This is a genomic window from Aequorivita capsosiphonis DSM 23843, assembly GCF_000429125.1.
GTDB lineage: Bacteria > Bacteroidota > Bacteroidia > Flavobacteriales > Flavobacteriaceae > Aequorivita > Aequorivita capsosiphonis.
Map to the genome: position 1 here is coordinate 328,122 of NZ_AUBG01000002.1, position 12,402 is coordinate 340,523.

Consider the following 12,402-nt stretch of genomic DNA (forward strand, 5'->3'; position numbering starts at 1 on the left):
TTTAAGTATGATTAAAGTAGTAGAATTAACCTCAAAAAGGGATCTTAAAAAATTTGTCACTTTTCCTTTTAAACTTTATAAAGACAGTAAATACTGGGTTCCATCCTTAACAAAGGACGAATTGGAAACTTTGGATACTGAAAAAAACCCTGTTTTTAAAAATGCCGATGCATGGTATTATGCTGCCTATAAAAACGATGAAATGGTTGGGCGTATCGCCGTTATTATCAATCATTTAGAAGTGAAAGAACAAGGAAAGAAAAAAATTCGATTCGGTTGGCTAGATATGGTTGACGATATAGAAGTCACCAAGGCCTTACTTGAAAAATCCTACGAAAAAGGTCGCGAGCACAATCTAGAATATGCCGAAGGTCCTGTAGGATTCAGTAATATGGAAAAAGCTGGAATACTCACCATGGGATTTGAGAAAATGAATACCATGATTACCTGGTACAATTATCCGTATTATGCAGAACATTTAGAAAAATTGGGCTATGAAAAACAAGCCACTTGGGTTGAATACACCCTAAAGATTCCAGAAGAAATTTTTGGGAAAGTAGCTAAGTTTTCTAGGATTGTCCGGGAGCGTTATAAACTTTCCGTAATTCGTTTTAAAAATAAAAAAGAAATTCTTCCCTATGTGGACGATATGTTCGGGCTGCTAAATAAAACCTATGACACGCTTCAGACTTTTGTGCCAATTCAACAATACCAAATTGAATATTACAAAAAGAAGTATTTTGACTTTATACATCCAGATTATATCTGCTGCATAAAAGATGAAACAGGAAAACTCATTGCATTTTCCATTGTTATGCCATCCTTTTCAAAAGCCTTAAAAAAAGCAAACGGTAAAATATTCCCTTTTGGTTGGAGACATCTTTTAAAAGCGCAGAAAAAGAACGATACTGCGGCATTTTACTTAATAGGAATTGATCCTGAATATCAAGGAAAAGGCGTTACTGCTATTATTTTTGAAGAAATGCAGCATCTCTTCAATTCAAAAGGAATACACACTGTTGAAACCAATCCAGAACTAAAGGAAAATACAGCGGTACAATTGCTTTGGAAAGATTATAATCCAGTACAACATAAGGAACGCAGTACTTTTAAAAAGGATATTTAGAAGAAATCCAATCAACCTGAACGTATAGGAAAATGGCATCATCTCAAATTAATTTATAAAAAAAACCACCTAGAAAAGGTGGATTTTTTTAGTATTGAGATTCCTGTCTGTACAGGAATTTAATTAAATTTTCTCGCCCATCGCCTCGGCAACAGCTGCTGAAAGACGTTTGTAAGTTCCATTTTCCAAGCGTTCACGGATCGCTGAAAATGCAACTAGGGTTTCTTCAATATCTTCCATAGTATGGGAAGCTGTCGGGATCATTCGTAAGAGAATCAATCCTTTTGGGATTACTGGATAAACAACGATTGAACAGAAAATTCCGTGGTTTTCGCGTAGATCCTTTACAAGCGCCATGGCTTCTGGAATACTTCCTTTTAAATAAACTGGAGTTACGCAACTCTGGGTAGTTCCAAGATCAAATCCTCTTTTACGCAGTCCGCCTTGTAGTGCATCTACGTTTTCCCATAGCTTTTCTTTTAGTTCAGGCATGGTGCGAATCATATCCAAACGTTTTAAGGCACCTTCTACCAACTGCATCTGCAATGATTTTGCAAACATTTGAGAGCGTAAGTTGTATTTTAAGTAATTCATTATTTCTTCGTCACCAGCAATAAAGGCTCCAGTACTGGCCAATGATTTTGCAAATGTCGCAAAATAAACATCTATTCCATCCTGTACACCTTGCTCCTCGCCTGCTCCAGCACCTGTTTTACCAAGTGTTCCAAAACCGTGGGCATCATCTACGAAAAAGCGGAAATTGTATTTTTTCTTAAGCGCAATAATTTCTCTTAATCTTCCCTGCTCTCCGCGCATTCCGAAGACTCCTTCTGAAATAAGTAGAATTCCTCCGCCAGTTTTCTCAGCAACTTTGGTAGCGCGCTGTAGGTTCTTTTCTATGCTTTCCATATCGTTGTGCTTATAGGTGAAGCGTTGCCCTAAATGAAGCCGAACCCCATCAATAATACAAGCATGGGCATCAACGTCATAAACAATCACATCGTCTTTTGAAACAAGGGCATCGATGGTAGAAACCATTCCTTGGTAACCAAAGTTCAATAAGTAGGCAGCTTCTTTACTCACAAAAGCCGCAAGTTCGCGTTGCAATTGCTCGTGAAGCTCTGTATGTCCACTCATCATTCTTGCGCCCATAGGGTATGCAGAACCCCATTTTGCGCCTGCTTCAGCATCTACCTTACGTACTTCGGGATGGTTTGCAAGTCCCAAGTAGTCGTTAATGCTCCAGGTAACTACACTTTTACCATTGAATAGCATTCTATTTGATATTGGACCTTCCAATTTTGGGAAGACAAAATAGCCTTCCGCTTGTTCCGCCCATTTTCCCAACGGGCCTTTATCTTTGTAGATTTTATCGAATAAATCTCTCATTCAGTTTTTTGTTAAAATATGGGACAAAATTAATTAAATAATCATTAGATACTATAGTTTGAGCATGAGATTTTAGCTTTTCATTCGTTTTTACAATAAAAAATCCCGAAAACAGATAGCTTTCGGGATTTAGACATTTATTGCTCAAAATTTTATTTAATATATTCTATTTTTTGAATTTCAGCGCTTTCAGAATCAAAGAAACCTTGTTGGCTCATCCAATCATCGTTGTAAATCTTACTCATATATCGTGAACCGTGATCAGGAAAAATAACTACAATATTACTGCTTTCATCAAATTCTCCTTCTTCTTCAAGTTGTTTTAAACCTTGCATTGCTGCGCCACTGGTATAACCAACAAAAAGTCCTTCCGTTTTAGCAAGTTCACGAGCTGTATGCGCGCTACTTTCATCTGTAACTTTTTCGAATTTGTCTATGATATTAAAATCGGTAGCAGTGGGTATCAAGTTTTTTCCAAGACCCTCAATCCTGTATGGATAAATTTCATTGGAATCAAATTCCTTGGTTTGGTGGTATTTCTGAAGAACTGATCCGTATGCATCAATACCTATTATTTTAATATTTGGATTTTGCTCTTTTAAGTAACGCGCGGTTCCAGAAATAGTTCCTCCGGTTCCACTACAAGCTACTAAATGAGTGATTTTCCCAGCAGTTTGTTCCCAAATTTCTGGGCCTGTGGAGTGATAATGCGCATCTACATTCAGATCGTTGAAATACTGATTGATATAAACCGACCCTTTGACCTCGCTGTGAAGTCTTTTTGCAACTTCATAATACGAACGTGGATCATCAGCACTTACGTGAGCAGGACACACATAAACCTTAGCGCCCATTGTTTTCAGCATATCAATTTTATCTGCCGAAGACTTTGAGCTAACTGCCAGAATACATTCATAACCTTTAATAATGCTCACCATTGCAAGGCTGAAACCCGTGTTTCCACTAGTGGTTTCAATAATGGTATCGCCAGGCTTTAGAATTCCTTTTCTCTCGGCTTCTTCAATAATATATAATGCAATTCGATCTTTGGTAGAGTGCCCTGGGTTGAAGGCTTCAACTTTTGCGAAATAATTACCCTTCATATATTGGGTAATCTTGTTAAGCTTTATCAATGGTGTGTTGCCTATTAGTTCCAACACATTATCGTGGGCTTTTATTTCATCTTTCATAAAAAGGGAGTTCGTTATTAAAATATTCAGTTTTAAACCTGAATTTTCCAACCGGACAAAGATACGGAAATATTTTTACTACTCTTTAATTCCTTCCAAATCCAATAGAAATGCGTAATCCATAGCCACTTCTTTCAAAGCTTCAAACCGACCTGAAGCCCCGCCATGACCAGCATCCATATTAGTTTGCATTAAAAGGATATTTGAATCGGTTTTTAATTCTCTAAGCTTCGCAACCCATTTTGCCGGTTCCCAATATTGCACCTGACTGTCGTGCAAGCCAGTGGTAACAAGCATATTTGGATATTTTTTAGCTTCTACATTATCATACGGTGAATAACTTTTTATATAATTGTAATATTCCAAGTCATTTGGATTTCCCCATTCGTCATATTCTCCAGTTGTTAACGGGATGGAATCGTCTAACATGGTAGTTAAAACATCCACAAAAGGAACCGATGCAAGCACTCCGTTGTAAATTTCAGGAGCTAAATTGATTATTGCGCCCATCAAGAGTCCGCCAGCGGAACCACCAGAAGCGTAAAGATGTTCTTTGGAAGTGTAGCCTTCAGCAATTAAATATTTGGAAGCATCAATAAAGTCTGTAAATGTATTTTTCTTCTGTAATAACTTACCGTTCTCATACCATTGTCTTCCCATATATTCTCCCCCCCGAACGTGCGCTATCACAAAGATAAATCCACGATCTAAAAGGCTCAATCGCACTGTGGAAAAATAAGGATCTATCGTAGCTCCATAAGAACCGTAACCATAAATAAGCAATGGATTTGTCCCGTCTTTCTTAATTCCCTTTCTATAAATAACCGACATAGGGATTTTTGTTCCATCTTCAGCCGTAGCCCATAGCCGTTCGGTTTCATAATTGTCTTTGTCAAACTTACCACCTAAAACCTCAGTTTGTTTTAGCAAAGTTTTCTCCTTGGTTTCCATATTAAAATAAAGAAGCGACGCCGGAGTATTCAATGAATTATACCCATATCGAAGAATTTTAGTATCGAATTCCGGGTTTTGCGTAGTGAAAGCGGTATAGGTTTCATTATCAAAAGGAAGGTAATAATCTTCGCTTCCCTCCCACTTTTTGATTCGAAGTTTTGTAAGTCCATTATTACGCTCACTCACTACCAGATAATCCTTAAAGATATCGATGTCTTCCAGTAAAACATCACTTCTATGCGGAATCATATCTACCCAATTTTCTTTGGAAGTTTTGTCTTCCGAAGTTTTCATCAATTTAAAATTGAGTGCTTTATCTTTATTAGTCAACACGTACCAATTGTTGCCATAATGCGAAATGCTGTATTCCAAACCTCTTTCCCGAGGCTGAAAAACTTTAAATTCGCCTGTTGGATTGTTTGCATCCAAAACACGATATTCGGAAGTAAGCGTGCTGTATGAACCGATTACTATATATTTTTTAGACTTCGTTTTGTAAACATAGGTTCCGAAAGTGTCGTCTTCTTCAGTATAAATAAGTTCATCTGTTGTTGGATCTGTGCCCAAAGTATGACGGTAGATTCTATCTGCACGAAGGGTTTTTTCATCTTTTCTGGTGTAGAAAAGTGTTTTATTATCACTGCCCCAAGTTGCACTTCCTGTGGTGTTTGGGATCTTTTCTGAATAGATTTCACCTGTTTCAAGGTTCTTTATAAAGATGTCATATTTTCTTCGGCTCAAGGTATCAACACCGAAGGAAATTAATTTATTGTTCTCGGTAACACTTAAGCCTGAAAGATTATAAAAAGAATATCCCTTTGCCATTTCATTCACATCAAAAAGTATTTCTTCTTTGGAATCAAGGGAAGCCTTTTTTCTGGTATAAATTGGGTAATCCTTTCCGGTTTCATAGCGGGTTATGTAGAAATAGCCGTTCAACTTATATGGAACAGATTCGTCATCTTCCTTAATACGCGCTTTCATTTCCTCAAAAAGATCCTCCTTAAACTTTTTGGTATGCGAGGTCATTGCCTCGTAATATTCGTTTTCTTCTTTTAAGTAATCAATTACTTTTTCATCTTCGGGATTGTTAAGCCAGTAATAATCGTCTATTCGAACGTCATGGTGTGCTTTTAATTCCTTTGCTATTTTGGTAGCTTTTGGTGGCGTTTTCGTCATATTCTTTTTTGAAATTTCCTGCGCATTTATTGAAGCGGCAAAAATAAGACAAGCAATTGAAAGGAAAGACAATATTTTCATAAAGAAGGTTTTAAATAGTAGTACAAAGTAGTAAATTTGCTTCAAACTAAAATTGAAATAATTATGGATTTAATGGGAATGATGGGCAAACTGAAAGACACCCAAGATAAAGTGGAAGCCACAAAGAAACGAATGGATACGGTCCTTATTGACGAAGCGAGCAGTGACGGACTATTAAAAATTAGCCTCACGGCTAACCGAGTACTAAAAACGATCGATATTGACGATAGTTTGCTTGAAGATAAAGAGCAACTGGAAGATTATTTAATTCTCACATTAAACAAAGCCATAGAGAAAGCGACTAACATCCACGAAACGGAGGTTGCCGCTGTTGCTAAAGAAGGAATGCCGAACATTCCTGGAATGGATATGTTCAAATAATCGACCCTAAAGGTTTTATGAAATAATATTTTTTTGCGATATTGCAAAGTTCATAGTATTAACTCAAAACACCTTAATATGTTTGAACTAAAAAAAAGCGGTGATAAATTTCACTTTGTACTAAAAGCAAGTAACGGACAAGTAATTCTTTCTAGCCAAATGTATGCTTCCAAAGCATCAGCAATGAATGGGATTGAGTCTATTCAGAAAAACTGCGAAAGAGAAGAAAGTTTTGAAATGAAAACTGCTAAAAATGGTAAAATTCATTTTAACGTTAAATCTACAAATGGGCAAATTATTGGTAGTAGCCAAATGTATGCTGCAGAAAGCGGCGCTAAAAACGGAATTGAATCAGTTCGAAAAAACGCACCAGGAGCAACCGTAAAAGAAGTAGAATAGTATAACCTCCTTCGAAAAAATCCTCGGACTTCCGAGGATTTTTTTGTTTAATATATAGACTTCAGAATTAAAAAATACCTAATCTACAAATATGGAATTTCTAAACAATTGGCGAATCATTATTCTGCTCTGCCTTACCTTAGGTCTGGCTCCTTTCTTTCCAGAGCCACATATTTGGGGAAAACTGAAATGGATTGCCGGCGGTGCTGAGGGAATGCAAATGGAAGATTGGTTTGATGTTTTACTCCATGGCTTTCCTTTCCTATTATTACTTAGACTCCTGATTGTTAATGTTATTGGTCTAAAAAAGAAATAATTCTTTTAAAACCGAAGCTTTTTCAACCCTCCATCTTGTAACTTCACGTTGCAAAACACAGTCATTTTCGCTACTTTTGCAAATATAAAAAATAATGAGATGCAGACAGATCCAAAGACTAACAGCGATATATCCTTTGAAGATTTCAAAGACACAGTTTTAAACGATTATAAAATTGCGGTAACCAGTCGTGAATGTAGTTTATTGGGCCGTCGTGAAGTTCTTACCGGAAAAGCAAAATTTGGAATTTTTGGCGATGGAAAAGAAGTGCCACAATTAGCCTGGGCAAAAGCCTTTAAAAACGGCGATTGGCGTAGTGGATATTACCGCGACCAGACTTTTATGATGGCTATTGGAAAATTGACTATTCAACAGTTTTTCGCAGGTCTTTATGGACATACCGATATTAACGCGGATCCAATGAGCGCCGGGAGACAGATGGGTGGCCACTTTGCTACTCACAGTCTAAATGAAGATGGCAGTTGGAAAAATCTTACCGAGCAGAAAAACAGTAGTCCAGATATTTCACCAACAGCTGGACAGATGCCAAGACTTTTAGGCTTGGCGCAAGCATCAAAAATATTTAAAAACGTAAAAGGAATTGAAGACAAAAACTTCTCCGTAAAAGGGAATGAGGTTGCTTGGGGAACTATAGGAAATGCCAGTACTAGTGAAGGTCTTTTTTGGGAAACCATAAACGCCGCTGGTGTTTTGCAAGTTCCCATGGTGATGAGCGTTTGGGATGATGAATACGGAATTTCCGTTCACGCAAAATATCAAACCACAAAAGAAAATATTTCTGAAGTTTTGAAAGGCTTTCAACGCAATGAAGACGAAAACGGCTATGAAATTATTCGTGTAAAAGGTTGGGATTACCCAGAGCTTATTGATGTTTACAACCGTGCTTCAAAAATTGCACGCGAAGAACACGTTCCAGTTCTTATACACGTACAGGAATTAACACAACCTCAAGGTCACAGTACTAGTGGTTCGCACGAACGTTACAAAAGCAAAGACCGTCTTGGTTGGGAAAGAGAAAATGACTGTAATGTAAAAATGCGTGAGTGGATCATTGCAAGCGATATTGCTTCGGATGAAACACTGATAGAAATAGAGAAAGAAATAAAAAAACAAGTTCGTGACGGCAAGAAAGCGGCTTGGGAAGCATTCGTTTCACCTCAGAAAAGCGAACAGGAAGAAGCTGTTCTATTACTTGGAAATCTAGCCGAAAGCAGTTCGAACAAAAATTTCATTGAAAAAATAAAAGAGGAACTTGCCGCAGATAAAGAACCTTTGCGAAGAGACATTATTGCAGCTTCAAGAAAAGCCTTACGATATGTTACGGGTGAAGATTCTTCTGAAAAGAAACAACTTCAGGACTGGATCGCTAATTATTTCGAATTAATCCAACCAAAATTTAGTGCGCATCTTTATTCCGAAGCAATAGAGAATGCTAAAACCGTTGAAGAAGTACTTCCAACTTACGCTGACGATGCCGAAGATGTGGATGGCCGTGTAGTGATAAGAGACAACTTTGATAGTCTTTTTGAAAAACACCCAGAAGTTTTGATTTTTGGAGAAGACAGTGGCGAAATTGGCGATGTAAACCAAGGCTTGGAAGGAATGCAGGAAAAATACGGTAAACTAAGAGTTGCTGATGCTGGAATTCGCGAAGCTACCATTATGGGGCAAGGAATCGGGATGGCGATGCGTGGCTTGCGTCCCATTGCTGAAATTCAATATTTAGATTATATACTGTACGCGCTTCAAATAATGAGTGATGATTTAGTGACGGTTCGTTACAGAACTAACGGCACTCAAAAAGCACCATTGATCGTGCGAACGCGTGGCCACAGACTTGAAGGTATATGGCATAGTGGCTCACAAATGGGCGGTTTGATTCACTTGTTGCGCGGAATGTATGTTCTAGTACCAAGAAATATGACCAAAGCCGCAGGTTTTTATAATACTTTACTAGAAACTGACGAACCTGCTTTAGTGATTGAATGTTTAAACGGCTATCGTTTAAAGGAAAAAATGCCAAATAATCTCGGTGAATTTAAAACTCCAATTGGAGTTGTAGAAACAATAAAAGAAGGAACAGATATTACTTTGGTATCCTACGGAAGCACTTTGAGAATTGTTGAAGAAGCTGCAAAAGAATTACAACAAGCAGGTATTGATGCTGAAGTAATTGACGTGCAAAGTCTCCTTCCTTTAGATATTAATCACGATATGGTAAAGAGTGTTGCTAAAACCAACAGACTTCTCGTTATAGACGAAGATGTTCCCGGTGGAGCTTCTGCCTATATCTTAAACCATATTGTAGAAGAACAGGGAGGTTACAAATATATGGACAGCAAACCGCAGACACTTTCAGCTAAAGAGCACCGTCCGTCTTATGGTACCGATGGAGATTATTTTAGCAAGCCTTCATCAGAAGATATCTATGAAAAGGTATATGAAATTATGCACGAAGCAAATCCTTCGAAATTTCCTAAGTTAAGATAAAGCTAAAGTTCTGCGAACATAGTCTAGGTTGCGTAAATTATAGAAGAATTTAAAAACCATCTGCTATGAAATACATTACTTCGTTCGTTTTATCTATTTTTCTAATTTCAATAAGCCACTCACAGGTCATAACAGATAATGTTCGTGATGTTTCTGAAAGAGAAGTGCCCAGGGCTGTTAAGGAAAATCAAAAGTCATTTTTTCCTTTAAAATTTAATACGAATTGGCAGGCTATATCTATAAGTGAAGTTATTGATCCTAAAAGTTTGAGATATGTTGCAAAATTTGAAGATGGTGATAGATCAGGGTTTACAGCCTCATACCTTCCAAGTGGACTATTGATTTTCAATTCAGAATTCATGCCCGCTAAAATAATTCCGTTAGATATTCGACTTGATATAGCCAAAGAATTTGAAAAATTTTCAATTGAATCTGCAGTTTTTATAACTTTTTACAAGCCCAATAGAAAAATTTATATGGTGAAATTACTTCGAGATACCGGATTTTTCTATGTTTATTATAATGCTGACGGTATAAAACTACCCGAAACTACCATTTCACCAGAATTAGTGGTGTTGAAGAAATAGGGGCCGCAGTTAATTCTTTAATTTCAATCGAATTGATTAACATTCATTTTAAATTTTTTTTTATTTTAAAATGAAAATTATTAGGGGTATTCCCCCAAATTTCAATTTAATTCAATAAATATTTGGATTTTAAATTAATTTTATTCTATATTAGCCATCTAATTAAGAAAAGAAACAAGTTTATGTCATTCATCAGTTTAAATAATAATAATAACGAGCTGCCGTAACACAAACTTGTCGCGATATACAGCCCGTCAGGTTTATTCCTGACGGGCTTTTTTTTTGGCTTCGATTCATCCCGTTGAAAAAACGGGATTACTCAGCCACCTTAAATTTTCAAGTTTCATTCAAACTCTAGAATTAATCATTTAGTAGAACTCAATATAAAATAATAATTATAGAAGTTTCGAATTAACGAATTAACCAAATAAAAATAATATTATGTGTGGAATTGTATGTGCATTCGATCTAAAAAGGCCCTCGGAAGAGCTACGGCCTCAATTATTAACTATGGCAAAACGTCTGAGACATCGTGGTCCTGACTGGAGCGGAGTTTTTAGCAATAAGAATGCTATTATGGCTCACGAACGTTTGGCCATTGTAGACCCTACTTCGGGGAAACAACCGTTGTTTTCTGAAGATAAAAAGCTAGTTTTAGCTGCCAATGGCGAAATTTACAATCATTTGGAACTTCGTAAACAATTTGAAGGTAAATACAACTTTCAAACAAAAAGCGATTGTGAAGTAATCTTGGCACTTTTCAAAGAAAAAGGCCCTTCCTTTTTGGATGAGCTTAACGGAATCTTCGGCTTCGCTTTATATGATGTTGATACAAATGAATATCTAATTGCACGCGATCATATGGGGATCATCCCTCTTTATATGGGTTGGGATAAAGATGGTACTTTTTATGTCGCGAGTGAGCTAAAAGCTTTGGAAGGTTTCTGTACTAAAATTGAACTCTTCCCTCCTGGTCATTATTTGCACAGCAGCAACGGTCAACTAACGCGATGGTGGACCCGTGATTGGATGGAATTCAATACGGTAAAAGAAAATGAAACGAGCATTGAAGATCTGCGTGATGCCTTAGATGCAGCCGTAAAAAGACAACTGATGAGCGATGTACCTTATGGTGTTTTACTTTCGGGAGGATTAGATTCTTCTATTACCTCTGCCCTAGCCAAAAAATACGCTGATAAACGTGTGGAATCAGGTGACACCGAAGGAGCCTGGTACCCAAGACTGCATTCCTTTGCCGTTGGTTTAGATGGATCGCCAGACTTAGCGGCAGCTAAAATAGTTGCAGACCACCTCGACACTGTACATCACGAAATAAATTTCACCATTCAGGAAGGTTTAGATGCCATTCAAGATGTTATTTATCACGTAGAAACTTATGATATTACAACCATCCGCGCTTCTACCCCGATGTTCTTATTGGCACGCGCCATTAAGGCAATGGGTATAAAAATGGTGCTTTCAGGCGAAGGCGCCGACGAGATTTTTGGAGGATATCTATATTTCCACAAAGCGCCTTCAGCAAAAGATTTTCACGAAGAAAACGTACGAAAATTAGATAAACTACATATGTACGATTGCCTTCGTGCCAATAAATCCTTGGCTTCTTGGGGTATTGAAGGCCGAGTTCCTTTCCTCGACAAAGAATTTATGGATGTTGCCATGCGCCTCAACCCAAAGGACAAAATGATAATTGCCGGAAAAAAAGGATCAAAAGACAAACAAGCCATGGAAAAATGGGTGCTTCGCGAAGCCTTTGGAGATATGCTGCCACCAGAAGTAGCGTGGCGACAAAAAGAGCAATTTAGCGACGGCGTAGGTTATAGCTGGATTGACTCCTTAAAAGAAATGGTAAACGAAAAAGTAACGGACGATCAAATAGCCAATGCCCATTACCGCTTCCCAATTCAGACTCCCACCAGTAAAGAAGAGTTCTACTACAGAACCATTTTTGAAGACCACTTCCCTAGTGATGCAGCGGCCTTAACAGTGCCAAGCGTGCCAAGTGTGGCCTGCAGCAGCCAAGTTGCATTGGATTGGGATGAGAGTTTTAAGAATATGAACGACCCTAGCGGACGGGCTGTTGCCAGTGTACACGATGACGCTTACTAGAATGGATAATGTTTAATGAATAATTACTAATCAAAATTATACATTAAACATTGGTCATTATACAATCAAAAGTACCTTGGATTTTATCTGGGGTGCTTTTTTTTATGTGAGTGTGAATAAGGATTTAACAACTTCTAAATTAAAACTGTTAAAGGATTC

At 37.5% G+C, this 12,402-nt stretch carries 10 protein-coding genes; 7 read left to right on the plus strand and 3 right to left on the minus strand.

Annotation, left to right across the window (positions count from 1 at the left end; genetic code table 11):
* Nucleotides 1-7: 7 nt before the first annotated feature.
* Nucleotides 8-1,126: a GNAT family N-acetyltransferase gene (locus G440_RS0103870; protein WP_026450094.1), complete on the plus strand. Its 1,119-nt coding sequence runs from the start codon at nt 8-10 to the stop codon at nt 1,124-1,126.
* Nucleotides 1,127-1,249: 123 nt separating this feature from the next.
* On the opposite strand, the gene capB is transcribed toward G440_RS0103870, so the two are convergent.
* From capB to G440_RS0103885, 3 genes are all read right to left on the minus strand, one after another.
* Nucleotides 1,250-2,515 (minus strand): cysteate-C-fatty acyltransferase, encoded by a 1,266-nt coding sequence (gene capB / locus G440_RS0103875; protein WP_026450095.1) that lies wholly within the window; start codon nt 2,513-2,515, stop codon nt 1,250-1,252.
* A 152-nt stretch (nt 2,516-2,667) separates the two neighbouring features.
* A complete protein-coding gene (gene capA, locus G440_RS0103880) occupies nt 2,668-3,705 on the minus strand; it encodes a cysteate synthase (RefSeq protein ID WP_026450096.1) in 1,038 nt (345 codons plus the stop codon).
* 78 nt (nt 3,706-3,783) lie between these two features.
* The gene (locus G440_RS0103885; RefSeq protein WP_026450097.1) at nt 3,784-5,919 is read right to left on the minus strand and encodes a S9 family peptidase; all 2,136 of its coding nucleotides are present in this window, start codon (nt 5,917-5,919) and stop codon (nt 3,784-3,786) included.
* Between the two features lie 57 nt (nt 5,920-5,976).
* On the opposite strand from G440_RS0103885, the gene G440_RS0103890 reads away from it, so the two are divergent.
* From G440_RS0103890 to asnB, 6 genes are all read left to right on the plus strand, one after another.
* Entirely contained in the window at nt 5,977-6,300 is a 324-nt protein-coding gene (locus G440_RS0103890; RefSeq protein WP_157417855.1) for a YbaB/EbfC family nucleoid-associated protein, read from the plus strand.
* A 78-nt stretch (nt 6,301-6,378) separates the two neighbouring features.
* Nucleotides 6,379-6,699, plus strand: coding sequence for a YegP family protein (locus G440_RS0103895; RefSeq protein ID WP_026450099.1), 321 nt, complete (start codon nt 6,379-6,381; stop codon nt 6,697-6,699).
* Between the two features lie 91 nt (nt 6,700-6,790).
* Entirely contained in the window at nt 6,791-7,015 is a 225-nt protein-coding gene (locus G440_RS0103900) for a hypothetical protein (protein WP_026450100.1), read from the plus strand.
* A gap of 99 nt (nt 7,016-7,114) precedes the next feature.
* Nucleotides 7,115-9,526, plus strand: a complete 2,412-nt coding sequence (locus G440_RS0103905; protein ID WP_026450101.1) for an alpha-ketoacid dehydrogenase subunit alpha/beta — start codon at nt 7,115-7,117, stop codon at nt 9,524-9,526.
* A 65-nt stretch (nt 9,527-9,591) separates the two neighbouring features.
* Nucleotides 9,592-10,113, plus strand: coding sequence for a hypothetical protein (locus G440_RS0103910; protein ID WP_026450102.1), 522 nt, complete (start codon nt 9,592-9,594; stop codon nt 10,111-10,113).
* Nucleotides 10,114-10,554: 441 nt separating this feature from the next.
* On the plus strand, nt 10,555-12,243 hold the full coding sequence (asnB, locus tag G440_RS0103915; protein ID WP_026450103.1) for an asparagine synthase B: 1,689 nt from the start codon (nt 10,555-10,557) through the stop codon (nt 12,241-12,243).
* The last annotated feature ends 159 nt before the right edge of the window (nt 12,244-12,402 follow it).

What these genes read in the sequence shown, in the direction of transcription:
- G440_RS0103905 (WP_026450101.1), top strand. Translation starts at nt 7,115, where the DNA reads ATGCAGACAGATCCAAAGACTAACAGCGATATATCCTTTGAAGATTTC.
- asnB (WP_026450103.1), top strand. Translation starts at nt 10,555, where the DNA reads ATGTGTGGAATTGTATGTGCATTCGATCTAAAAAGGCCCTCGGAAGAG.
- G440_RS0103900 (WP_026450100.1), top strand. Translation starts at nt 6,791, where the DNA reads ATGGAATTTCTAAACAATTGGCGAATCATTATTCTGCTCTGCCTTACC.
- capA (WP_026450096.1), bottom strand. Translation starts at nt 3,705, where the DNA reads ATGAAAGATGAAATAAAAGCCCACGATAATGTGTTGGAACTAATAGGC.
- G440_RS0103895 (WP_026450099.1), top strand. Translation starts at nt 6,379, where the DNA reads ATGTTTGAACTAAAAAAAAGCGGTGATAAATTTCACTTTGTACTAAAA.
- G440_RS0103910 (WP_026450102.1), top strand. Translation starts at nt 9,592, where the DNA reads ATGAAATACATTACTTCGTTCGTTTTATCTATTTTTCTAATTTCAATA.
- capB (WP_026450095.1), bottom strand. Translation starts at nt 2,515, where the DNA reads ATGAGAGATTTATTCGATAAAATCTACAAAGATAAAGGCCCGTTGGGA.
- G440_RS0103885 (WP_026450097.1), bottom strand. Translation starts at nt 5,919, where the DNA reads ATGAAAATATTGTCTTTCCTTTCAATTGCTTGTCTTATTTTTGCCGCT.
- G440_RS0103870 (WP_026450094.1), top strand. Translation starts at nt 8, where the DNA reads ATGATTAAAGTAGTAGAATTAACCTCAAAAAGGGATCTTAAAAAATTT.